This is a genomic window from Rahnella sp. BCC 1045, assembly GCF_019049615.1.
Classification (GTDB): Bacteria; Pseudomonadota; Gammaproteobacteria; order Enterobacterales; family Enterobacteriaceae; genus Rahnella; species Rahnella contaminans.
Map to the genome: position 1 here is coordinate 71,710 of NZ_JAFMOZ010000127.1, position 24,095 is coordinate 95,804.

At 53.4% G+C, this 24,095-nt stretch carries 22 protein-coding genes; 8 read left to right on the forward strand and 14 right to left on the reverse strand.

The genetic code is table 11. From position 1 onward, the window contains the following. Window positions 1–88: 88 nt before the first annotated feature. Window positions 89–1,078, forward strand: a complete 990-nt coding sequence (locus J1782_RS13265) for a sulfate ABC transporter substrate-binding protein (RefSeq protein WP_165062058.1) — start codon at window positions 89–91, stop codon at window positions 1,076–1,078. Window positions 1,079–1,142: 64 nt separating this feature from the next. Here J1782_RS13265 and tpiA read toward each other — a convergent pair whose 3' ends face one another. Together tpiA and J1782_RS13275 are read right to left on the reverse strand one after the other, a co-directional pair. Further along, entirely contained in the window at window positions 1,143–1,910 is a 768-nt protein-coding gene (gene tpiA, locus J1782_RS13270) for a triose-phosphate isomerase (protein ID WP_104923984.1), read from the reverse strand. 127 nt (window positions 1,911–2,037) lie between these two features. Further along, window positions 2,038–2,643 carry a DUF1454 family protein gene (locus J1782_RS13275; RefSeq protein ID WP_217153312.1) on the reverse strand — a complete coding sequence of 202 codons (606 nt, stop codon included), beginning with the start codon at window positions 2,641–2,643 and terminating at the stop codon, window positions 2,038–2,040. Between the two features lie 158 nt (window positions 2,644–2,801). Between J1782_RS13275 and J1782_RS13280 the strand changes: the two genes are divergently transcribed. Further along, complete coding sequence (locus tag J1782_RS13280; protein WP_152325018.1) at window positions 2,802–3,230, forward strand: DUF805 domain-containing protein; 429 nt, start codon at window positions 2,802–2,804, stop codon at window positions 3,228–3,230. A 10-nt stretch (window positions 3,231–3,240) separates the two neighbouring features. Here J1782_RS13280 and fpr read toward each other — a convergent pair whose 3' ends face one another. Then, window positions 3,241–3,987 carry a ferredoxin--NADP(+) reductase gene (fpr, locus tag J1782_RS13285; RefSeq protein ID WP_165062028.1) on the reverse strand — a complete coding sequence of 249 codons (747 nt, stop codon included), beginning with the start codon at window positions 3,985–3,987 and terminating at the stop codon, window positions 3,241–3,243. 308 nt (window positions 3,988–4,295) lie between these two features. On the opposite strand from fpr, the gene emrD reads away from it, so the two are divergent. After that, a complete protein-coding gene (gene emrD / locus J1782_RS13290; protein ID WP_165062030.1) occupies window positions 4,296–5,489 on the forward strand; it encodes a multidrug efflux MFS transporter EmrD in 1,194 nt (397 codons plus the stop codon). A 68-nt stretch (window positions 5,490–5,557) separates the two neighbouring features. On the opposite strand, the gene glpX is transcribed toward emrD, so the two are convergent. The 3 genes from glpX to J1782_RS13305 all read right to left on the reverse strand — a co-directional run bounded on the left by glpX (window position 5,558) and on the right by J1782_RS13305 (window position 9,128). Next, window positions 5,558–6,568, reverse strand: coding sequence for a class II fructose-bisphosphatase (glpX, locus tag J1782_RS13295; protein WP_104923989.1), 1,011 nt, complete (start codon window positions 6,566–6,568; stop codon window positions 5,558–5,560). A 142-nt stretch (window positions 6,569–6,710) separates the two neighbouring features. Next, window positions 6,711–8,234, reverse strand: a complete 1,524-nt coding sequence (gene glpK / locus J1782_RS13300; protein WP_152325021.1) for a glycerol kinase GlpK — start codon at window positions 8,232–8,234, stop codon at window positions 6,711–6,713. 45 nt (window positions 8,235–8,279) lie between these two features. Next, on the reverse strand, window positions 8,280–9,128 hold the full coding sequence (locus J1782_RS13305; protein ID WP_152325022.1) for an MIP/aquaporin family protein: 849 nt from the start codon (window positions 9,126–9,128) through the stop codon (window positions 8,280–8,282). 589 nt (window positions 9,129–9,717) lie between these two features. On the opposite strand from J1782_RS13305, the gene zapB reads away from it, so the two are divergent. Next, the gene (gene zapB / locus J1782_RS13310) at window positions 9,718–9,957 is read left to right on the forward strand and encodes a septal ring assembly protein ZapB (protein ID WP_013577585.1); all 240 of its coding nucleotides are present in this window, start codon (window positions 9,718–9,720) and stop codon (window positions 9,955–9,957) included. A gap of 64 nt (window positions 9,958–10,021) precedes the next feature. Here zapB and rraA read toward each other — a convergent pair whose 3' ends face one another. From rraA to priA, 7 genes are all read right to left on the reverse strand, one after another. Next, a complete protein-coding gene (rraA, locus tag J1782_RS13315) occupies window positions 10,022–10,507 on the reverse strand; it encodes a ribonuclease E activity regulator RraA (protein ID WP_152325023.1) in 486 nt (161 codons plus the stop codon). A 120-nt stretch (window positions 10,508–10,627) separates the two neighbouring features. Continuing rightward, window positions 10,628–11,554: a 1,4-dihydroxy-2-naphthoate polyprenyltransferase gene (locus J1782_RS13320; RefSeq protein WP_152325024.1), complete on the reverse strand. Its 927-nt coding sequence runs from the start codon at window positions 11,552–11,554 to the stop codon at window positions 10,628–10,630. A gap of 97 nt (window positions 11,555–11,651) precedes the next feature. Continuing rightward, complete coding sequence (gene hslU, locus J1782_RS13325) at window positions 11,652–12,983, reverse strand: HslU--HslV peptidase ATPase subunit (protein WP_152325025.1); 1,332 nt, start codon at window positions 12,981–12,983, stop codon at window positions 11,652–11,654. Window positions 12,984–12,995: 12 nt separating this feature from the next. Next, window positions 12,996–13,526, reverse strand: a complete 531-nt coding sequence (gene hslV / locus J1782_RS13330) for an ATP-dependent protease subunit HslV (protein WP_152325026.1) — start codon at window positions 13,524–13,526, stop codon at window positions 12,996–12,998. A 115-nt stretch (window positions 13,527–13,641) separates the two neighbouring features. Next, window positions 13,642–14,595: a cell division protein FtsN gene (gene ftsN / locus J1782_RS13335; RefSeq protein WP_152325027.1), complete on the reverse strand. Its 954-nt coding sequence runs from the start codon at window positions 14,593–14,595 to the stop codon at window positions 13,642–13,644. 80 nt (window positions 14,596–14,675) lie between these two features. Beyond that, window positions 14,676–15,704: a DNA-binding transcriptional regulator CytR gene (cytR, locus tag J1782_RS13340; protein WP_152325028.1), complete on the reverse strand. Its 1,029-nt coding sequence runs from the start codon at window positions 15,702–15,704 to the stop codon at window positions 14,676–14,678. A gap of 190 nt (window positions 15,705–15,894) precedes the next feature. Then, a complete protein-coding gene (gene priA, locus J1782_RS13345) occupies window positions 15,895–18,090 on the reverse strand; it encodes a primosomal protein N' (RefSeq protein ID WP_152325029.1) in 2,196 nt (731 codons plus the stop codon). 200 nt (window positions 18,091–18,290) lie between these two features. Here priA and rpmE point away from each other — a divergent pair, with 200 nt between their 5' ends. Further along, window positions 18,291–18,503: a 50S ribosomal protein L31 gene (gene rpmE, locus J1782_RS13350; protein ID WP_152325030.1), complete on the forward strand. Its 213-nt coding sequence runs from the start codon at window positions 18,291–18,293 to the stop codon at window positions 18,501–18,503. A 169-nt stretch (window positions 18,504–18,672) separates the two neighbouring features. Here rpmE and metJ read toward each other — a convergent pair whose 3' ends face one another. Continuing rightward, the gene (gene metJ / locus J1782_RS13355; protein WP_004392248.1) at window positions 18,673–18,990 is read right to left on the reverse strand and encodes a met regulon transcriptional regulator MetJ; all 318 of its coding nucleotides are present in this window, start codon (window positions 18,988–18,990) and stop codon (window positions 18,673–18,675) included. Between the two features lie 329 nt (window positions 18,991–19,319). On the opposite strand from metJ, the gene metB reads away from it, so the two are divergent. The 3 genes from metB to metF all read left to right on the forward strand — a co-directional run bounded on the left by metB (window position 19,320) and on the right by metF (window position 24,068). Then, window positions 19,320–20,480 carry a cystathionine gamma-synthase gene (gene metB, locus J1782_RS13360; RefSeq protein WP_152325032.1) on the forward strand — a complete coding sequence of 387 codons (1,161 nt, stop codon included), beginning with the start codon at window positions 19,320–19,322 and terminating at the stop codon, window positions 20,478–20,480. Between the two features lie 2 nt (window positions 20,481–20,482). Continuing rightward, window positions 20,483–22,918 carry a bifunctional aspartate kinase/homoserine dehydrogenase II gene (locus J1782_RS13365; RefSeq protein WP_217153313.1) on the forward strand — a complete coding sequence of 812 codons (2,436 nt, stop codon included), beginning with the start codon at window positions 20,483–20,485 and terminating at the stop codon, window positions 22,916–22,918. A 241-nt stretch (window positions 22,919–23,159) separates the two neighbouring features. Then, window positions 23,160–24,068: a methylenetetrahydrofolate reductase gene (metF, locus tag J1782_RS13370; RefSeq protein ID WP_152325034.1), complete on the forward strand. Its 909-nt coding sequence runs from the start codon at window positions 23,160–23,162 to the stop codon at window positions 24,066–24,068. Window positions 24,069–24,095: the final 27 nt, after the last annotated feature.

Genomic DNA, 24,095 nt, shown 5'->3' on the forward strand with positions numbered 1-24,095 from the left:
TTGTTTTCTTTTTCTCTGGCACGCTCTGTTCATCCAATCAAATTAATGAAATCCATAAAAACTATTTTTGGGAGAGAGTGCGATGCGTATGCGTAAATGGGGTGCAGGTCTGGCATTACTGTTGGTAGCAACCGGGGCGATTGCCAAAGACATTCAGATTCTGAACGTGTCGTACGATCCAACCCGTGAGCTTTATGAGCAATATAACAAAGCATTCAGTAAATACTGGCAGGGCAAAACCGGTGATACCGTGACCGTTCGCCAGTCACACGGCGGTTCAGGCAAGCAGGCAACGTCTGTCATTAACGGTATTGAAGCCGATGTCGTGACCCTCGCCCTGGCGTATGACGTAGATGCTATCGCTGAACGCGGCCGTATTGATAAAAACTGGATCACCCGCCTGCCAGACAATTCTGCCCCTTACACGTCGACCATCGTATTCCTGGTTCGCAAAGGCAACCCGAAACAAATTCACGACTGGAATGATTTGATCAAACCGGGTGTATCGATTATCACCCCGAATCCTAAAACATCAGGCGGTGCGCGCTGGAACTATCTGGCTGCGTGGGGCTATGCCCTGCATCACAACAACAATGACAAAGCGAAAGCTCAGGATTTTGTGAAAGCGCTGTATAAAAACGTGGAAGTGCTGGATTCCGGTGCCCGCGGCGCGACAAATACCTTTGTGGAACGCGGTATTGGTGATGTGCTGATTGCCTGGGAAAACGAAGCGCTGCTGGCCACCAAAGAAGTTGGAAAAGACAAGTTTGAAATCGTGACGCCAAGCGAATCGATTCTGGCAGAGCCAACGGTTTCTGTGGTGGATAAAGTGGTCGATAAGCGTGATACGCGTACCGTGGCAGAAGCTTATCTGAAGTACCTGTACTCACCGGAAGGCCAGACTATTGCAGCTGAAAACTACTATCGTCCGCGTGATCCGGTTGTTGAGAAAAAATTCGATGCTGAATTCCCTAAACTGAAACTGTTCACCATTGGTGATGTTGCAGGAACTTGGGCTCAGGCGCAGAAAGATCACTTCGCGACTGACGGGATTTTCGACCAAATCAGCAAGCGTTAATCCTGTTTTCAGGCAATAAAAAACCCCGGCAAGCCGGGGTTTTTTGCGCTCAGAAGGAACAGGCTTACGCTTGTTTTGCTTCTGCGGCCGCTTTAACGATCACAGCGAAAGCGTCAGCTTTCAGTGATGCGCCGCCAACCAGTGCGCCATCGATGTCTGGCTGAGTGAACAGTTCAGCAGCGTTAGCAGCGTTAACAGAACCGCCGTACTGGATGATAACTTGTTCAGCCACAGCAGCATCTTGTTTAGCGATGTGGTCACGGATGAATTTGTGAACGGCCTGAGCCTGAGCTGGGGTCGCTGATTTGCCTGTACCGATAGCCCAAACAGGTTCGTAAGCGATCACTGCGCCTTCGAATGCTTTCGCGCCCAGAGTGTTCAGAACGGCGTCCAGTTGCTTAGCGCATACGGCTTCAGTTTTACCGGCTTCGTTTTCTGCTTCAGTTTCACCGATGCACAGAACAGGGATCAGACCCGCTTCTTTCAGCACGCCAAATTTCTTAGCAATGAACTCGTCGCTTTCTTTGTGGTAAGTGCGGCGTTCTGAGTGACCGATGATGATGTATTTCGCACCGATATCTTTCAGCATGTCGGCAGAGATCTCACCGGTGAATGCGCCGGACAGGTTAGCATCAACGTTCTGAGCACCCAGCGCGATACGGCTGCCGGCCAGAGCGTGTTTAGCCTGTGACAGGTAAACTTCTGGTGGAGCAATTGCAACGCCACAACCTACAACGGTGCTCAGCTCGGTACGCAGAGCAGCAATCAGTTCGTTAACCATGTGGGTGCTGCCGTTAAGCTTCCAGTTACCCATCACTAATGGATGTCGCATGTTTTTTCCTCCAAAAGGGGACGCGAGTGTCGATTAAAATTTCTGCCAAACAAGCAGATTACCTGTGCAACAGTATAGAGATCATTGACCATAAAGGCTTTGCTTTTTGTCATTAAAAACCGTCATCTCAGGGCTCGGCCAGCGCCAGTTTTACCGGCTCAACGGCAAACGTCAGGCCTTTTTCGCCATTGTCTGAAATCACAAAACGCACCGCCCCAACTTCCTGTTTATAAAACTGCTGACCTTTCCCTTTTTCAATCAGGGACGTCACTCTCGCCACGCTTTGTTCCGGCGAAAGGGTGGCATCAAACTGACGCATCAGATTCGCCATATAGCTGACAGCCAGCGTGCGGGCGGCTTTTTCTTCAGGGCCCTGAATCGGCAAATAGGTAATTTGCAGCGTTTTGATTTTGCCTGTGCCTTTTTCCAGCGCGGTGGAGGCATAGAGATTTTCGTTAATTTTGCTGGCCGCGCGGGTCAGCGAGCTGTTAGCGGATTCACTGATTGCGCGGAATTCGCCGATCTGCTGGGTCGGATTCGCTTCATTGTATTTGGCGCGGAAGTTAATCAGCGTCGTTTCGAATGTCGGTGCGCCTGCCAGAAGATACGGGGCTTTCGGCATCTCTTCTGCGCCGGAATGGTCAGCCGGCGGATCGGCAAGGGCTGTGTTCTGGCCCGCGAGTATCAGTAATACGTGCAAAGCCAGTTGTAAAATCGATTTAGCAACAGTCATAGGGCGTTTCTTATTTTGTTTCAACAGACCGATTAAAGCGGTGATCGGGGGGCAATGTCAAAAGGAGTGCGTAAACATTCTCCCGGCCACGGTGCATCAGGTACACTCGCCCTGTTTTAACATTTTCCTCTCATTGTTTTTTAGGGAACCGACGGTCAATGACGTTACAGCACGCACTGTTTTCTTTTAACGGCCGCCTGGGCCGCCGCGATTTTTGGATCTGGATGATCAGCTGGCTGATTCTGATGGCCGCCGATTTCTTCTTTGCCGCACAGCTATGGATTACCTATCAGACCGCGGGTTTCGCGCTGGTCGTCCTGTTGTGGCCAACGGCGGCGGTGCTGGTGAAAAGGTTACATGACCGCAATAAGTCGGCCTGGTGGGCATTGTTGTTTGTGCTGGCGTGGATGCTGGTGGCCGGAAACTGGGCGGCGGCGATGCCGCAGACGTGGAGCTGGGTATTAGGACGGCTGGTGCCTTCGGTCATTTTCATCATGCTGATTATCGACTGCGGCGCTTTCGCCGGTACACCGGGCACAAATCGTTTTGGCCCGGAGCCGGAAGACGTCAGATTTAAATCTGCATAACAAAAAATACTTACCAGTAGTGTTCGCTGGTCATATGACCCGGTTTGCGTTTGAGATGCTTGCGCATGCCATGCAGGTCTTTCAGCACCTGCTGGGTATCGCGGACCATCTGCGGGTTTCCGCAGAGCATGATGTGGCTGTCTTCCGCGTTGATCTTCAGGCCGACAGCCCCTTCCAGCGTGCCATTTTCAATCAGCGCCGGGACACGGCCGGTCAGTGAGCCTGAAATTTCTTCACGGCTGACGACGGTCTGAATATGCAGTTTGCCTTCATAACGTCGCTGTAATTGCTGCATCAGCGGTAAATAGCTGAGATCGGCAGCAAAGCGCGCGGCGTGGATCAGTACGATATTTTTAAAACGCTCCAGACCGGCTCCTTCCTGCAAAATTGACAGATAAGGCCCGATGGCGGTACCGGTTGCCAGCATCCAAAGCGTGTCACACTCAGGAACTTCATCAATCACGAAAAAACCGGCGGCTTCTTTGGTGACATGAATTTCGTCGCCGGGCTGCATCACGTGCAGACGCGGGCTGAGTTTTCCTTCCGGCACGTTGACCAGATAAAACTCCAGGTCTGCGCTGGAAGGCGGATTGACGTAGGAATATGCACGCTGAACCCGCTCGCCGTCGATTTCCAGAGAGAGTTTGGCAAACTGGCCTGCGGTAAAAGAGTCGACTGGCGCATTGACCGTGATGCTGAACAAATTGTCCGTCCAGTGCTCAACTTTTTTGATTTTTCCCGTTACCCAATCAGCCATAAAAACTCCTGTCGTTTCTGATTTCGTCATGCATAGCGAATTTATGCGCTGATTTTATTTCAAATTTTTCGGATCCCTTATCGGTTAAATGTTATCAGCCTGTTCTGCGTCCGTTAGCCAGTATCGATTTCTGTACAGTCTGCGTTACAGATCTGGCTCCTGTCGCTGCCAGCAAAATAACAGGAGAGTTTGCCGCACCCCTCGCTTATTCATCTGAATTTGTTAACTTATGCGCCGCCGTATTATCGGCGGTTTTGCTGGTTATTTGTTCTGAACTTTTTCCACCTTATCTGATAACGAACTGAAAAATGAAAAATCTGGAAAATATTCACCTGCTTGTGATGCTGATATTGCTGGTGGCGGTCGGTCAGATGGCGCAGACCATTTATGTGCCGAACATCGCGGATATGGCGACCAGTCTGGCCGTCAAACCGGGGGCAGTGCAGCGCGTTATGGCCGCTTATTTGCTGACCTACGGCGGCTCGCAGCTGATTTACGGCCCGTTGTCCGACAACGTGGGGCGCAAACCGGTGATCCTCACCGGTCTGATGATTTTCCTGATTGGTGCGGCGGGCGCGATGGTGTCATCCAGTCTGAATATGCTGATCCTGGCCAGTGCGGTTCAGGGGCTGGGCACCGGCGTAGCGGGCGTGATGGCGAGAACCATGCCGCGTGACTTATACAGCGGCGGTGCTTTGCGCCACGCCAACAGTTTGCTGAACATGGGGATTCTGGTCAGCCCGCTGTTAGCGCCGGTTATCGGTGGTGCGCTGGCTGCGTGGCTGGGCTGGCGGGCGAGTTTCGGTTTTCTGCTTATTCTGTGCGCGGGCGTCGCGTTTTCGATGTACCGCTGGTTGCCGGAAACCCGCCCGGAATTTACTGCTGACCATCCGCCGCGCAAAATGCTCAGCAGCCTGCGTTTGTTGCTGGCAGACGGCAATTTCAGCCGCTATCTGGTAATGCTGGTGGGCGCGCTGGCGGGCGTGGCGGTCTTTGAAGCCAGCTGCGGCGTGCTGATGGGCGGCGTGTTGGGGCTGAGCGGTGTGATGGTCAGCATCCTGTTTATCCTGCCGATCCCTGCGGCATTCTTCGGTGCCTGGTATGCCGGGCGTACGGAGAAAAGCTTCCAGCAACTGATGTGGCATTCGGTCATCAGCTGTCTGCTGGCGGGATTATTGATGTGGATCCCGGGCTGGCTGGGCATTATGAATATCTGGACGCTGATCGTGCCTGCGTCTTTGTTCTTCTTCGGCGCGGGTATGTTATTCCCGCTGGCGACGACCGGCGCGATGGAGCCTTTCCCGTATCTGGCGGGGGCTGCAGGGGCGCTGGTGGGCGGTTTGCAGAATATGGGATCCGGGCTGGTGGCGTGGATGTCAGCGATGTTGCCGCAAACCGGTCAGTTCAGTCTTGGCCTGCTGATGTTTGCGATGGCTGTGCTGATTTTGCTGTGCTGGTGGCCGATGTCGAACCGCAGTCAGCATGAAGGACATGCGGTTTAACGTTTTGTTTTACATTAAAAAAGGCAGGGCAAAAAAACCTGCCTTTTTGATGACCGGAAGGCCGCGGATCAGATAATGAATTCGTGCAGCGCGGCGTCTTTGCGGTCTAGATAATGCGTCGAACGGATGCGGCGGATGGTGCGGGATTTGCCACGAATCAGCAGTGTTTCGGTGGTCGCCATATTTCCCTGACGGCTGATGCCTTCCAGAAGATCGCCTTTGGTAATCCCGGTCGCTGAGAAAATCACGTTGTCGTTGCGCGCCATATCATCAAGCAACAGCACTTTCCCGGCTTCAATCCCCATCGCTTTACAGCGCGCCAGCTCTTCTTCGCCAATCCGGCGGTTTTCCGGCGTATCTCCTTTGACGTCATGACGCGCCAGTAATCGCCCCTGCATATCGCCATCCAGCGCGCGGATAACGGCCGCAGAAATCACGCCTTCAGGCGCGCCGCCAATTCCATAAAGCACGTCAACCTCACTTTCCGGCATGCAGGTCAGAATGGTTGCTGCGACGTCACCGTCCGGGAACGCAAAGACGCGGACACCGGCGGTCAGCATTTCACGGATTGCGTCGTCATGACGCGGTTTTGCTAGCACGGCAACAGTCAGTTCGGTCAGCGGTTTGTTCAGCGCTTTGGCAATATTCGCCAGATTTTCTGCCAGCGTCAGGTTCAGATTAATAGCGCCTTTCGCGCCAGGACCGACGGCAATTTTCTCCATGTACATATCAGGGGCGTTGAGGAAAGAACCCTGATCGCCCACAGCCAGCACAGCCAGTGCGTTGGACTGACCCATTGCGGTCATGCGCGTGCCTTCAATCGGATCCACCGCAATATCGACCGCGTCGCCGTTGCCGGTACCGACTTTTTCGCCGATATACAGCATCGGTGCTTCATCGATTTCACCTTCGCCAATCACAATCGTGCCGTCGATATCGACTTTATTAAGCATGATGCGCATGGACTGCACGGCGGCGTTATCGGCGAGGTTTTTATCCCCGCGGCCCAGCCATTTATAACCGGCGAGCGCGGCAGCTTCGGTCACGCGGGAGAACTCGATTGCTAATTCACGTTTCATTGGAAAACCTGTTGGAAGAAAAGAAAGAGTTCGGTGAGACAAGGCTCATCTGTGCCGCAGATTTTAGCACAGTGGGAAGGACGCATAAAAAACTCCCCGGATGGGGAGTTTCATAAAAGGTGTTGGCGTAAAACTGACGGGATTACTCGTCGTGATCTTCCCACGAACGAACGCGTGCCACCGCTTTCTGCCAGCCTTTATAGCGGACATTACGTTCCGTCGTTTCAATGCTTGGGCGGAATTCACGTTCGATAGTGGCTTTGCTGCGGACTTCTTCCAGATCGTTCCAGAAACCGACGGCCAGGCCTGCGAGGAAAGCAGAACCCAGCGCGGTAACTTCCAGCACTTCAGGACGCTCAACGCGGGTACCCAAAATGTCGGACTGGAATTGCATCAGGAAGTTGTTGGCGACCGCGCCGCCGTCCACGCGTAAGGATTGCAGACGGGCACCGGAATCGGCCTGCATGGCATCCAGTACGTCGCGGGTCTGATAAGCAATAGACTCCAGCGTTGCGCGGATGATGTGGTTGCTGTTCGCACCACGGCTCAGACCGAAGATTGCGCCACGGGCATACGGGTCCCAGTAAGGGGCGCCGAGGCCGGTGAAAGCAGGCACCACGTAAACGCCGTTAGTGTCTTTCACCTTCATCGCGAAATATTCGGAGTCAGTCGCATCGCTGATCAGTTTCAGCTCATCACGCAGCCACTGAATAGATGCGCCACCAACGAAAACGGCACCTTCCAGCGCGTAGTTTACTTCGCCGCGCGGGCCGCAGGCGATGGTGGTCAGCAGACCATTTTTCGATGCAACAACTTCGGTGCCGGTGTTCATTAACAGGAAGCAGCCGGTGCCGTAGGTGTTTTTCGCCATACCCGGTTGCACGCACAGTTGGCCGTAAAGCGCCGCCTGCTGGTCACCGGCAATACCGGCGATTGGAATACGCGTACCGCCTTTACCACCAATGTTGGTCTGGCCGTAAATTTCAGAGGAAGGACGGACTTCCGGCAGCATTTCACGCGGAATATCCAGCGCTTCGAGCATGCGTTCATCCCACTTCAAATCACGGATATTGAACAGCATGGTACGTGATGCGTTGGTGTAATCCGTCACGTGAACGCGTCCCTGAGTCATTTTCCAGACCAGCCAGGTATCCACAGTCCCGAACAGCAGTTCGCCGCGTTTAGCACGTTCACGGGAGCCTTCAACGTTATCGAGGATCCATTTCAGTTTGGTGCCGGAGAAGTACGGGTCAACAACCAGGCCGGTGTTGTGACGGATGTACTCTTCCATCCCGTCTTTTTTCAGCTTTTCGCAGATATCAGCAGTACGACGGCATTGCCACACAATCGCGTTATAAATCGGCTTGCCGGTTTCTTTTTCCCACACGATGGTGGTTTCACGCTGGTTGGTGATACCGATACCGGCGATTTGATCGGAATTGATGTCGGCTTTAGCCAGCACTTCAACCAGTACCGAGCTTTGCGATGACCAGATTTCCATCGGATCGTGCTCAACCCAGCCAGATTTAGGGTAGATCTGGGTAAATTCACGCTGAGAAACGCTGATGATGTTGGCATCGTGATCCAGCACTACTGCGCGTGAGCTGGTCGTACCCTGATCGAGTGCGACAATGTATTTTTTTTCGTGAGTCGTATCTGCTGACATAATTTTCATCCTGCAAATGAGTAAGCTGTGGAACCGTTTAGCCGATCAGGCCTTACGCTGTTTGGTTGGCTGTGACGCTTTGTCAGCCGCTGTTTCGTTAATCTGGTGTGGCAGGTGACGACTAATCAATGCTTTATAGCCGACCGCACCCAGACACGCACCCAGCAGTGGGCCAAAAATCGGTACCAGGAAGTAAGGGATATCTCGGGCGCCGGTGAAGGCCACTTTGCCCCAGCCTGCGAAGTAAGCGAACAGTTTCGGTCCGAAATCACGCGCCGGGTTCAGTGCGAATCCGGTCAGTGGCCCCATGGATGCACCGATAACTGCAATCAGAATACCGATCAGCAGCGGAGCCAGCGGGCCACGTGGCAGGCCGTTGCCGTCATCGGTCAGGCCGAGGATCAGCGACATCAGAACGGCGGTGATCACGGTTTCAACCAGGAACGCCTGCAATACGCTGATGTGCGGGTTTGGATACGTCGAGAAGATACCGGCAAGGCTCAGACTGTCTACGCTGCCGCGTACCATGTTGTGAGTTTGCTCGAAATCGTAGAACAGATTGTAGTAAAGGCCGTAAACCAGCGCGGCGGCACAGAAGGCGCCTGCGACCTGCGCGATGATGTAAGGCAGAACTTTGCGTCCTTCAAAGTTTGCAAACAAACATAGCGCGACGGTGACAGCCGGGTTCAGGTGTGCGCCTGAGATCGCCGCAGTCAGGTAAATGGCCATGGCCACACCGAAACCCCAGACGATACTGATTTCCCACTGGCCAAAGGATGCTCCGGCAAGCTTCAATGCAGCAACACAGCCTGCACCGAAGAAAATGATAAGCCCGGTACCCAGAAACTCAGCGATGCACTGACCTTTTAATGTGGAACTCATGGTTTGGCTCATAGTTTGATCCTGCTAAGGATGATGTTAATGATTGGTTATAGTTTTTCTGTTATGTCGTACGTGAACGTAATCGGATTTTGACGTTCATCATTAAATGAGAACGTAATGTGAATTTATCGTTAACGAGCATAAACGAGAAATAGCGAAATCAAATTTTGTGTGTCGTGTCATAAAAATGAGCGATTTCGCGTATTCGCAGGCCATCACGCGCGGGAAAAAGGCCACGATTTAACAATTTTTGGGCCGCGTCGGTTGAAACGAACATAACAACAGGCCTGATAAGGTTATTCGGTATTAACGGGGATTTCTGGTGAGTGACGCTGCTTTTTAAGCATTTCCTGATACCCGGCGCCGTAAAATTGCAACAGACTGCGTGCAGGAAGGGGTTCTTGCTAGACAGGGCAAAGCTGGCTACATACAATCACCCGGTAAGACACCCGCTGGTTTTACAAGACTTTGGCGCAATTCAGACCCGGATTTGGTTTGTATTCGTTATCAAAATCGACGGAGTGCAGGAATTCTTGAGCCGTGTCCGGATGATGCGGCAGAACATAAGATGTGCGCCTTGCGAACATAAGGGGACCGAAAAATGTCATTTGAAGTATTTGAGAAATTAGAAGCTAAAGTTCAGCAAGCGATCGATACCATTACTCTTTTGCAGATGGAAATCGAAGAACTGAAAGAACAAAACAATACCCTGTCTCAGGAAGTTCAGCAGGCGAGTGGTAATCATGAATCGCTGGTGCGTGAAAATGCACAGTTGAAAGAAGAACAGCACGTGTGGCAGGACCGTCTGCGTGCATTGCTGGGAAAAATGGAAGAAGTCTGATGACTTCGGCCTGAAAATAAAAAAGGACGCCACGGCGTCCTTTTTTGTTGCTGAAAGCGCAAGGTTATTCGATGTCGAGCGGGTCTTCTGACAGCACGATACCGGTGTTGTCGGCATAAAGATGGTCACCGGAGAAGAAGGTGACACCGCCGAAATTGACACGAATGTCGCTTTCGCCAATCCCTTCACTGCCTGCGCCCGCCGGAATCGCTGCCATCGCCTGAATGCCGATATCCAGTTCTTCCAGATCGTCTACCTGACGAACTGCACCGTAAATCACAATCCCTTCCCATTCGTTTTGCAACGCCAGGCGTGCCAGACCGGCATCAAGCAATGCGCGACGAACGGAGCCACCGCCATCGACCAGCAGTACGCGACCACGGCCATTTTCTTCCAGCAAGTCATAAAGCAAGCCATTGTCTTCGAAACACTTCACTGTCGTGATTTGCCCGCCAAATGAAGTACGGCCACCAAAGTTGGAGAACAGGGGTTCGACGACATTCACTTCTTCATGGTAGATGTCGCAAAGTTCGGAAGTATCGTATTTCATAGGATTTCATCTGGTTGCTGCATGAGTGTTCAGTATATCCCTTTCGGACGGATGTTGGCAAAATCATCAATTGTTAAATGTGAAAAGCGGCTCGATAAACGCACATCAGGCCACTTTTATTCAATTGAGTAACAGACCCACCGCAAACAACACGTTAGTCAGTAACGCCGTTTTCACCATATGTTCGAGCAGCGGACGCACTTCCAAAGATGTTTTGGACTTTCTTACGCGGATGACGTGAGTCACCAGCATCGGTACGGCCAGAATAAATAACCAGCCGGTCCAGTGGCGCAAATACACGGCGGAAAAAATGGCCAGGCACAGTGTGGCGGCGGCCAAAATAAACGTGTGATAATTGCGGGCATTCACTGGCCCGAGGCGAACCGCCAGCGTGTTTTTGCCGTTGGCGCGATCGGTTTCGATATCGCGCAAATTGTTGATATTCAGCACCGCCGTCGAGAGCAATCCCGTTGCGGTGGCTGGCAGCATCACAATCCAGTCAAAATATCCCGCCTGCAAATAGAATGTCCCGGCGACGCTTATCCAGCCAAAGAAAATCAAAACGGAAATATCACCCAGCCCCATATAACCGTAAGGGCGCGTGCCGACGGTATATGTGATGGCCGCGCCAATAGAGAGAAGGCCGAGGATCACAAAGCCCACGACATCACTCGGTTTGTGGCAGGCGACAGCGATAAGCGCGATACCGCACACGAGCGTCAGGGCGATGGTCAGGATAATCGCGCGCTTCATCTGTGCGGCGGTAATCATCCCTTTTTGCATCCCGCGCAACGGCCCGACGCGATCGGGCGTATCACTGCCTTTTTCGGCATCGCCATAATCATTGGCCAGATTAGACAGGATTTGAAGACAACCCGCCGTCAGCAACGCCAGCAGCGCGATGAGCGGATGGAAAACGCCTTGCAGGCTGGCAATCGCCGAACCCATGACAATTGAGGCAAAAGCCAGAGGCAGCGTTTTAGGACGCAGGCTTTCAAGCCATGCGCGGGCAGGCGTGGTCGGGGTGCAGGGAGTCATTGTGCTCATAGGTGATTTCGCTCAGGTGAACAGTCAGTCCGAAATCTAAAAAAAATCAGGGAGGCAAACGCCTCCCTGAAGATCACTTTCGGAACGTATGAGCAAATTATAAGATAAAACGGCTCAGATCTTCATCAGCTACCAGCTGATCAAGGTGGCTTCTAACATAATCTGCATCAATGTTTATGGAGATACCGTTGCTTTCGCTGGCGTCGTAGGAAATATCTTCCATCAGGCGCTCCAGAACCGTGTGCAGACGACGTGCGCCAATGTTCTCGGTGGTTTCGTTCACCTGCCATGCCGCTTCCGCGATACGACGGATGCCGTCAGCCGTGAAATCAATGGTCACACCTTCGGTCGCCATCAATGCTTTGTACTGATGAGTCAGGGATGCACTTGGCTCAGTCAGAATACGTTCGAAGTCTTCAGTCGACAGCGCCTGTAGCTCAACGCGGATTGGCAGACGCCCCTGCAATTCTGGGATCAGGTCTGACGGGCTGGCTGTCTGGAACGCGCCAGAGGCAATAAACAGAATGTGATCCGTTTTCACCATGCCGTGTTTAGTGGAAACGGTACAGCCTTCCACCAGCGGCAGCAGATCGCGCTGAACGCCTTCGCGTGACACATCCGGGCCTGAGCTCTGGCCGCGTTTACAGATTTTGTCGATCTCATCGATGAACACGATGCCGTGCTGTTCAACGGCTTCAATCGCCTGTTCTTTCAGCTCTTCCGGGTTCACCAGTTTCGCCGCTTCTTCTTCAACCAGCAGCTTGTAAGCTTCTTTGATTTTCAGTTTGCGCGGTTTCTGCTTCTGTCCGGCCATGTTCTGGAACATGGATTGCAGCTGATTGGTCATCTCTTCCATGCCCGGAGGGGACATGATTTCAACGCCAACAGGCGCAGCCGCCAGATTGATTTCGATTTCTTTGTCGTCGAGCTGGCCTTCACGTAATTTCTTGCGGAAGTTCTGGCGCGCGGCAGAAGGCTCGTGCGCTTCGTCAGCCTGGCCCCAGTTATTTTTCGCCGGCGGGATCAGCACATCGAGAATACGTTCTTCGGCCATTTCTTCGGCGCGGAAGCGGTTCTTATCGATGGATTGCAGGCGCACCATTTTCACGGCGGCATCGGTCAGATCACGAATAATTGAATCTACTTCTTTCCCGACGTAGCCCACTTCAGTGAACTTAGTGGCTTCGACTTTGATGAACGGCGCGTTAGCCAGTTTGGCCAGACGACGGGCAATTTCGGTTTTACCGACACCGGTCGGGCCGATCATCAGAATATTTTTTGGGGTGACTTCGTGGCGCAGCGCTTCATCAAGCTGCATACGGCGCCAGCGGTTACGCAGGGCGATCGCGACAGCGCGTTTCGCTTTATCCTGGCCAATGATGTAGCTGTCTAACTCGCTGACAATTTCGCGCGGGGTCATCTCAGACATAATTTTCGATCCTTACGCTTTAGAAGACAATTCTTCGAGGGTGTGGAAATGGTTGGTATAGATACAGATGTCACCGGCGATAGTCAGCGATTTTTCGACGATATCGCGTGCGCCAAGGTCTGAGTTTTCCAACAATGCGCGGGCTGCCGCCTGGGCATACGGGCCACCGGAACCAATCGCGATCAGGTCGTTTTCAGGCTGGATGACGTCGCCGTTACCACTGATAATCAGCGAGGCATTTTCATCCGCAACGGCCAGCAGCGCTTCGAGACGGCGCAGCATACGGTCGGTACGCCAGTCTTTAGCCAGCTCAACGGCGGCTTTCACCAGATGACCCTGGTGCATTTCCAGTTTGCGTTCGAACAGCTCAAACAGCGTGAAGGCGTCAGCGGTACCGCCAGCAAAACCAGCGATCACTTTGTCGTTGTACAGGCGACGTACTTTCTTGACGTTGCCCTTCATGACGGTATTTCCCAATGTGGCCTGGCCATCACCACCGATAACGACCTTGCCGTTACGGCGTACACTTACAATTGTTGTCACGAGCGGTTCCTCGTTGCAGACGGAAAAGATCCCCGCAGGCTTGTGGGACACTTCGCGTGTCTCACAAACTTACGGGGCATATTGAAAGTATAGATTGGGGAAGGATTACGGGTTTTCAACCCCCGGTTGCGACGGGAATGCAACCGGAGATGCCAGCGCCTTTGAGACGCGATAGTGTGCTGTCAGCACCAGAACGGCTGTTGTACGGGCCGATAACCACTCGGCTCCAGCCGCCACCGGTGGTGATTCGGCCTTCAAACCCTTCGAATGCCAGCTTGGCTCGCTGGGATTCCGCCTGATCGGCGCCTTTGAATGAACCGCACTGCACCATAAAGCGCTGGGTTTTTTCCTGCTCTTTCGGTTTTTCTGGCGCTGCCTGCGTGATGGCAGCCGGTTGCTGTGCTTTCGGTTGTTCTTTCGGCACTTCCCTGACCGGTTCTTTCACCTGTGGCTTAGGTTTTGGCTGAACAGGCTGCGTTTGCACCTGAGCCTGCGGCGCGCGTACCGGCTGCGTTTGAGGCGTGTACGTTGGCTGCTGGACCTGACGCGGCTGTGTCTGCACCGGCTGTTGCTGGGCATAAGTTGGCTGTTGTTGCTGAACCTGACGCTGCGTCTGAGCCGGACGCGTGGCGACCTGACTTGGGTCGTTATACGGCACTTCAGACAGCTGTGTTGGAGTCTGGCGCATATCGGCCTGCATTTGCTCGAGAAGCTGTCGCTGTTCCGGCGTCAGCTGAGTTTTGGATTCAACCTGACCGCCCGCCGTCGGTTCTGTCGGCGTGGTGACGCCCATCTGACGGTTTTCCAGCTCCTTGATATAACGCCAGCGTTCTTCAGGCTTAGGCGGCAATCCGTTACCCGGACGAACAACATGCGTCGGCAGTACCGCCGCTTCTTCATGTTTATTGTGCGCAATAAAATAGAGGCCACCGACAAACACCACCAGTACCGCAACGGCTAACACCACCATGGTTTTGGAGATCGTTGGGGAACTGCGTTTTTTACTCCGGCTGGTACTTTTCCGCCGCGCTCCTGAGCGCCCACGGCTTACATAGTCTCTTTGTGCCACTATCGTTTCGCTGTGTCGTGATGAATGAAGAAGTGCGTCATGTTACTTAACCCTGCATATATAACAAATCAAAAACTGACTCACGCTTTCGGGGCGGCCGTGCTTTGGCGTACGACCAGCTCACTATCAAGCAGAAGCGAACCGTTTTGTACCGGATTTCCCTGTAACTGCTCAAGTAATAATAACATAGCCTGACGACCAAGCTGGAATCTTGGCTGCGCGACGGTGGTCAGCGGAGGATCGGTAAACTGGCTGGCTTTGATGTCATCGAAGCCCACAACCGATAAATCCTGCGGAATACGTAAACCCATTTTCTTCGCCTGGAACATCGCACCAATCGCCATAATGTCGTTATGGCAGAAGATGGCCGTTGGCGGAGAAGGCAGCGCCATCAGTTCGCTCACCGCCCGCGCGCCGGATTCATAGGTAAAATCGCCCTGAGCGGTTAGTGCGTTTTCGACGCTGATCCCGTTGCGACGCAGCGCCTGCACATAACCTTGCGAGCGGTACTGGCACAGCGGCATATGTTTCGGCCCTTCGATACAGGCAATACGCTGGTGGCCCAGATTCAGCAGATAATGCACCGCTTCAAACGCGGCAGTCAGGTTATCGATATGAACCGTCGGTAGTTCCAGTTCGGGCGCAAATTCATTGGCCATCACCATCGGCGGCAGGTTGCGTTGTTCTTCTTTGCTGGCATCGAAAGGTAAATCAGAACCGAGCAGCAACATGCCATCAATCTGTTTGGTGATGATCAGATTGATAAAGGTTTTTTCCTGCTGGTTTTGCTGAGCGCAGTCGCCAATCAGCACCAGATAACCGCTTTCGGCGGCGGTGCGTTCGATCCCTTTGATCAGATCGGCAAAAAACGGATCGCAGATGTCCGGGACGATCACCAGAATAGTTCGCGATTCGTTGCGTTTCAGGTTTCGGGACAAGGCATGGGGAGAATATCCTACGGCCATGACAGCCTGATCGACCTTCTGACGGGTAGATGCGGAGACTTTCTCCGGGTTCATTAACGCGCGGGATACCGTTGCTGTTGAAACGCCTGCCTGTTCTGCCACATCTTTCATTGTCGCGGCGGGTAATTCTTTCTTGTGATCCAACGCATCTCTCCTTGCAACAGCATCAAACTGACACAACAACATCCACATTCCTCACCTGGCTACCCATGCTGTGTAGCTCATCACATTCTAAACAGAATGTGAGTAGGATTTGTTACCTAATTTGCATTAAAAGTGTGATGCAGATGCTTTTTTCGATCCATCACGCAGAAATCCTGACTATTTATGCGGATTAGCTATCGATCGGATCGACATCCAGCGTCCATTTCACTTTTTTAGCCTGCGGCAGGCTGGTAATCAGCGGTTGAGAACTTTTGATCAGATGCTGCAAAACGCGGCGGGAAGGATGCTGCAATAAGAGCTGCCAGCGGAAACGTCCGTTGCGCTTGGCCGCAAGCGCAGGCACCGGCCCTAAAATCCACAACGAATCATCTTTAAGCGGGCTGGATTCCAGCAGATTTCGCAACTGTTGCAGGAACAGCGCCGACTGCTGATTATCGTGGTCTTCTGAGCGGATCATAATGTGGCTGGTGTAAGGCGGCAGAAAGACGCTCTTGCGCTCGGCAAGCGTCTGTTTTGCGAATTCGTCGTAGCCTTGCTGCAACAGAACCTGCAACAGCGGATGTTCAGGATGATGCGTTTGCAGAACCACTTCACCTTGTTTGCCTGCACGACCGGCACGGCCTGAAACCTGAGTATAAAGCTGGGCAAAACGTTCTGCTGAACGGAAATCCGCCGAGAACAGCGCGCCGTCAACGTCCAGCAGCGAGACCAGCGTGACATCCGGGAAATGGTGGCCTTTCGCCAGCATTTGCGTGCCGATAAGAATACGCGCGCCACCACGATGGACTTCGTTCAGATGCTGTTCCAGCGAACCTTTACGGCTGGTAGTGTCACGGTCAATGCGGGTGATTGGCGTATCGGGGAACAACGGCGCCAGCTCGTTTTCCAGCTGCTCGGTGCCGACGCCGACTGACACCAGCTGCGTCGAACCGCAATGCGGGCACTGATGCGGCACGGCACGCTGGCTGTCGCAATGGTGGCAGCGTAACTGGCGCTGGTTCTGATGCAGCGTGTAATAGTGGTCGCAGCGCTGACACTCAGCAATCCATCCGCATTCGTGGCAGAGCAGGGCAGGCGCATAGCCGCGGCGGTTAAGGAACAGCATGACCTGATTGTCGGCTTTAAGATGTTCCTGCATGCGCTGGATCAGCGGCTGGGAAAGCCCGACTTTCAGCTGCAACCCTTTTAAATCCAGCAAATTTTGCCGCGCGAGTTTGGCGTTACCGGCACGCTTGGTCAGCTTCAGCTGGCGATATTTGCCCAGTTCCACGTTGTGCAGCGTTTCCAGCGCAGGCGTTGCCGAGCCCATAATAATGGGGATGTTTTCCGCGTGGGCGCGATACACCGCGAGATCCCGCGCGTGATACCGCCAGCCTTCCTGCTGCTTATAAGAGCTGTCGTGTTCTTCATCGATAATGATAACGCCCAGACGTGCAAATGGCGTGAACAGCGACGAGCGCGTGCCGATCACAATTCCGGCTTCGCCATTACGCGCCCGCAGCCACACTGAAAGTCGCTCGCTGTCGTTGAGACCGGAATGCAAAACATCGACCGGCGCGCTGAAACGTTCGCGAAAACGCGCGATGGTTTGCGGGGTCAGACCGATTTCCGGCACCATCACCAGCGCCTGACTGCCCTGCGCGAGAATATTTTCCAGCACGCTCAGATACACTTCGGTTTTACCCGAACCGGTTACCCCGGCCAGCAGCCAGGCAGAAAACTGCTGATCTTCACTGCGGATGGCTCCGACAGCGGTGGCTTGTTCGGTATTCAGGCGCAGGCGTTCGCCCACGACGGAGAAATCTTTGCGCCAGTCTTGTGTGGCAGGCGCGATGCTGCGTAAATCTGTCAGCCCTTTCGCCCGTAGTGCCTGCAAAGCAGTATCGGTCAGATCGAGGTCAGCAACCTGATGGCGATACAGCGGTTTTTGGATCAGTGCCGCCATCGCCTGTTGCTGTTTTGGCGCACGTTTCAGGCTGTCGAGCGGCGTGGCGCGCCCCTGTTCGGTGGCAAACCATTGCCAGAGCGGCGTCAGTTCAGCGGGTTTCCCCTGACGTAACAACACCGGCAGCGCGTGAAACAACACTTCGCCAATCGGGAAATGATAATAGTCGGCAGCCCAGAGCAGGATGCGCCACAGATCGGGCGTGAAAAGGCTGGAAGAGTCGAGGACTTCACGCACGGGTTTCAGCTTATCCAGGCCAAATTCGCTCGAGTCGCTGACGCGCGTCACGATGCCAATGGCGTCGCGTTTACCGAAAGGCACACTGACCCGACAACCCTGAGAAACCTGCAATCCAGGCGGCAGGAGGTAATCGAAAGTACGGGCAAGTGGAACAGGTAACGCGACGTGGGCAACAGGCATTGTGGGTCCAGACTATAAAAAAATGACGAGATAGTGTACACTGTGTCCTTCGAAATGCATGAACATCATTGCGCGGTTCTCAGAGATTCTGTATGATTCGCCGCCTTTAGTGCATTTCGTACTAAAGCCTATCATCCACTACGCGTGGTGTCTGACGGAACAGGGTTGGATAGCGACGCGGCCTTAAGAAGAGGTTTTCCATGAAAAAAGGTATTCACCCTAAATACGTAGAAGTTACTGCATCTTGCTCATGCGGTAACGTAATCAAAACTCACTCAACTGTGGGTCACGATCTGAACCTGGACGTTTGTGGCGAATGTCACCCGTTCTACACTGGTAAGCAACGTGAAGTCGCTACCGGTGGCCGCGTTGACCGCTTCAACAAGCGTTTCAGCGTTCCAAGCAGCAAATAAGCTTACGCTTGAGAGCAAAAAAAGGCGCCTTTGGCGCCTTTTTTGTTGCCTGTCGTTTCACTTCCCGCCAGACAAAACCTTCAGTGATTCAAAACGTTATATTGATCGCCCGCTCGTCAAAAGCCCGCACAATGAATTGCACAGGGCTGTCAGAAAATCTCAGCGTTTCTCAATATTCCCAGGTATCAGGATCAACACCCAGTTCACGCATCAGGATCTTCGCCGCTTCCGGGATTTCGTCACTGCGTTCTTTACGCAGGTCTTCGTCATTCGGCAAAGGCTGACCGGTGAACGCATGCAGGAAAGCTTCACACAATAATTCACTGTTAGTCGCATGACGCAGGTTATTCACCTGACGACGGGTGCGTTCATCGGTGAGAATTTTCAGGACTTTCAGCGGAATGGATACCGTGATTTTCTTAACTTGCTCACTTTTCTTACCGTGTTCAGCGTAAGGGCTGACATATTCGCCGTTCCACTCAGCCATGGGACACCTTAAATTTATCAAAAAATAAAATACTGAAAACCGCGTGATTATGCCCGATTTTCACTGTTCTCACTAAATAAATGTCGTCATTTTACAGGGATACCTCACGATTTGCCCTGCGGCATTGTTCATTTTGTCGCCTTGCGCTTAATTGCTTCACGCAACGGATCTGCCGGACATCTTCATTAACGTCATAATTTTAGCGGTTATTGCCCTGTTGCTCAATCTATACGCAAAGAAGTTTAGATGTCCAGATGTATTGACGTCTATAATTCCGGGCGTTACTCTTTACACCCTCATCCTCCGCATTTCGTCAGGAAGAAACGACTATGACGCACAAGCAAGCCACCATTGCCGTGGGCAGTGGCCTGAACAATGATCAGCAATATGGTTGTGTAGTTCCGCCTATCGCCCTTTCCAGCACTTACAACTTTGAAGATTTCAATCAGCCGAGAGCCCATGACTATTCACGCCGCGGAAATCCGACGCGTGATATCGCTCAGCGTGCGCTGGCCGATCTGGAAGGCGGAGCGGGCGCGGTGCTCACCAGCAGCGGGATGTCCGCAATCCATCTGGTGTGTACGGTGTTTCTCAAACCTGGTGATTTGCTGGTTGCGCCGCACGATTGCTACGGCGGCAGCTACCGTCTGTTCGACAGCCTGAGCAAGCGCGGTGCTTACCGCGTGCTGTTTGTCGATCAGGGTGACCCGCAGGCGCTGGCCGAAGCGCTGAAGGAAAAACCAAAACTGGTGCTGATTGAATCCCCCAGCAACCCGCTGCTGCGCGTGGTCGATATCGAGGCGATTTGTGCGGCGTCTCACGCGGCTGGCGCGCTAACCGTGGTGGATAACACGTTCCTGAGCCCGGCGTTGCAAAACCCGCTGAAGCTGGGGGCGGATTTAGTTGTACATTCCTGTACGAAATATCTGAATGGGCATTCTGATGTGGTCGCCGGTACGGTAATATCTAAGACCGCAGAGCATGCAACTGAACTGGCGTGGTGGGCGAACAATATTGGTGTGACCGCCGCGGCATTTGACAGCTATCTGCTGTTGCGTGGCCTGCGCACGTTGACGGTTCGCGTAAAACAACAGCAGGAAAATGCGCTGGCGATTGTGGCGTATTTGCAAAAACAGTCGCAGGTCAAAAAGCTGTATCATCCGTCGCTGCCGGAAAACCAGGGGCATGAAATTGCCCGCCGTCAGCAACGTGGCTTCGGGGCCATGATCAGTTTTGAATTTAACGGAGATGAAGCACAGCTGCGTCATTTCCTGAAAGAATTGAAGTTATTTACCCTCGCAGAATCACTGGGAGGCGTCGAAAGCCTGATTTCTCATACGGCAACCATGACACACGCTGGCATGGCGCCGGAAGCGCGTAAAGCCGCCGGGATTTCTGACAGCTTGCTCCGTATTTCTGTAGGTCTTGAAGACAGCGAAGATTTGATTGCTGATCTGGAACACGCATTCCAGTCAGTGGCAACGAGGTAAGTATGAATGCAATAGCGGTTGCAGCGCCGGCGGGAAGCCGGCAGTTGCACAAATTTGGTGGCAGCAGCCTGGCTGACGTGAAATGTTATCTGCGCGTCGCAGGTATTATGGCTGAGTACGCAAAGCCGGGCGACATGATGGTGGTGTCGGCGGCGGGCAGCACAACCAACCAGCTGATCAGCTGGCTGAAACTGAGCCAGACCGACCGGCTTTCCGCGCATCAGGTTCAGCAGGCCTTGCGCCGGTATCAGAGTGATTTGATTTCCGGCCTGCTTCCGCCGGAAATGGCAGAACCGCTTATTGCTTCTTTTATTCATGACCTCGAACGTATGGCTGTTTTGCTCGATGACAAGATGACCGATGCGGTTTACGCAGAAGTCGTCGGTCATGGCGAAATCTGGTCTGCACGACTGATGTCTGCTGTGTTGTGCAAAATGGAGCTGCCTGCCGCCTGGCTGGATGCGCGCGAATTTCTGCGTGCTGAACGCGCGGCCCAGCCGCAGGTAGATGAAGGGCGTTCTTATCCGCTTCTGCAACAGCTTATCGCGCAGCATCCCCAGCAATATCTGGTGGTGACCGGGTTTATCGCCCGCAGTGACGCCGGTGAAACCGTTCTGCTTGGCCGTAATGGCAGCGACTATTCCGCCACCCAAATTGGCGCACTGGCGAACGCCAGCCGCGTTACCATCTGGAGTGACGTCGCCGGGGTTTACAGCGCCGATCCCCGTAAAGTGAAAGATGCCTGCCTGTTGCCGCTGCTGCGTCTGGATGAAGCCAGTGAACTGGCGCGTCTGGCCGCACCGGTCTTGCATACCCGCACTTTGCAGCCGGTTTCCGGCAGCGATATCGATTTACAGCTGCGCTGTAGCTACAAACCGGAGCAGGGCTCGACGCGTATCGAACGCGTGCTGGCTTCCGGCACGGGCGCAAAAATTGTCACCAGCCACGATGATATTTGCCTGATCGAAATGGCTATTCCGTCTGCGCATGATTTTGCGCTGGCACAAAAAGATGTTGAGTTGCTGCTTAAGCGTGCGCAGATCAAACCGCTGTGTACCGGCGTGCATCCTGACCGCAATCTGCTGCAATTTTGCTATACCTCCGAAGTGGCGGGCAGCGCCTTGCAGGTGCTGGAAGATGCCGCATTACCGGGGCGCCTGACGCTGCGTGAAGGGCTGGCAATGGTAGCGCTGGTCGGTGCGGGCGTGTGTAAAAACCCGCTGCACAGCCACCGTTTCTATCAGGAAATGAAAGATCAGCCGATCGAATTCATCTGGCAGTCGGAAGACGGCATCAGCCTGGTGGCTGTACTGCGCGTCGGTCCGACCGCTCATCTGATTCAGGGGCTGCACAAAACCCTGTTCCGCGCTGAAAAACAAATTGGTCTGATGCTGTTTGGTAAAGGCAATATCGGTTCACGCTGGCTGGAACTGTTTGCCCGTGAACAAAAGAATATTTCTGCCCGCAGCGGTTTCGAATTTGTGCTGGCCGGTGTGGTCGACAGCAAACGCAGCCTGCTCAATTACGAAGGTCTGGATGCCAGCCGTGCGCTGGCCTTCTTCGACGATGAGTCTCAGACACACGACGAAGAATCGCTGTTCCTGTGGATGCGTGCGCATCCTTATGATGATCTGGTGGTGCTGGATGTCACGGCGAGCGCAGAACTGGCCGATCAGTATCTGGATTTCGCCAGCTACGGTTTCCATGTGATCAGCGCGAATAAACTGGCGGGCGCGTCGGACACCCATAAATACCGTCAGATCCGTGATGCGTTTTCCAAAACCGACAGCCACTGGTTGTATAACGCCACCGTCGGCGCCGGTTTGCCTGTCAACCATACGGTGCGCGATTTACGCGAAAGTGGCGACAGCATTCTGGCCATTAGCGGGATTTTCTCCGGCACCCTGTCGTGGCTGTTCCTGCAATTTGACGGCACGCTGCCGTTCACCGAACTGGTGGATTTAGCGTGGCAGCAGGGGCTGACTGAGCCGGATCCGCGTGATGATTTATCCGGTCAGGACGTGATGCGTAAACTGGTGATCCTGGCGCGTGAAGCGGGTTATGAAATTGAACCGACGCAGGTCCGTGTGGAATCGCTGGTGCCGGCCGGATGTGAAACGGGTTCCGTCGATCAGTTCTTTGAGGACGGCGAAGCGCTGAACCAGCAAATGCTGCAACGTCTGGAAGCCGCCCGCGAAATGGGTCTGGTGCTGCGTTATGTGGCGCGTTTCGATGCTAACGGTAAAGCGCGCGTTGGTGTCGAAGCGGTGCGAGAAGACCATCCTCTGGCCGCGTTGCTGCCATGCGATAACGTTTTTGCCATCGAAAGCCGCTGGTATCGCGACAACCCGCTGGTCATCCGCGGGCCGGGTGCCGGGCGTGATGTTACCGCTGGCGCACTGCAATCTGACCTTAACCGGTTGACTCAGTTGCTTTAATTACCCACCCCCTTCCGGCTACTGCCGGAAGGGGGCTTACAGACTTATCCTCATCTCTTCCTCTGCACTTTCCCCTAACATGAAATTCTTTCAATTTGAGTGAAGATTAATCACATGCATATGCATTTTTGCAGTTGACAGTTTTGCTCACTTCCTCCATTGTCTATCCATACGTTTAGACGTCTAGACGCTTACCATATAAGCCAATAATTAAAACGCAGTGATCCATGAGGTAGTGTTTATGAGCTTTTTCCACGCAAACCAGCGCGAAGCGCTGAACCAAAATCTGGCAGAGTTGCAGGGTCAGATTAACGTTTCTTTCGAGTTTTTCCCGCCGCGCACGAGCGAGATGGAAGATACGTTGTGGAGCTCCATCGACCGTCTCAGCAGCCTTAAGCCTAAGTTTTTGTCCGTGACCTACGGTGCTAATTCCGGCGAGCGTGACCGCACACACAGCATCATCAAAGGCATTAAAGAGCGCACCGGTCTGGAAGCGGCACCGCACCTGACCTGTATCGATGCCAGCCGTGATGAACTGCGTCAGATTGCGAAGGATTACTGGGAAAGCGGCATCCGTCATATCGTCGCGCTGCGCGGGGATTTACCGGCGGGCGGCGGTAAACCGGATATGTATGCCACCGATCTGGTGCATCTGCTGAAGGAAGTGGGTGATTTCGATATTTCCGTGGCGGCTTATCCGGAAGTTCACCCGGAAGCCAAAAGCGCACAGGCAGATTTGATCAACCTGAAGCGTAAAATCGACGCGGGCGCCAGCCGCGCCATTACACAATTTTTCTTCGACGTAGAAAGTTATCTTCGTTTTCGTGACCGCTGTGCGGGTCAGGGCATTGATGTTGAAATCGTGCCGGGCATTCTGCCGGTTTCCAACTTCAAACAGCTGACGCGTTTTGCCACCATGACTAACGTGCGTGTCCCGAACTGGATGAACAGTCAGTTTGAAGGGCTGGACGATGATGCGGAAACCCGCAAAATGGTCGGCGCAAATATCGCGATGGACATGGTGAAAATCCTCAGCCGCGAAGGCGTGAAGGACTTCCATTTCTACACCCTGAACCGTGCTGAAATGAGCTACGCAATTTGCCATACGCTGGGTGTACGCCCTGACATCGCCGTTCCGGTTCGTGCTTAAGTAAATAAGTAAACAATGTCCCGAATG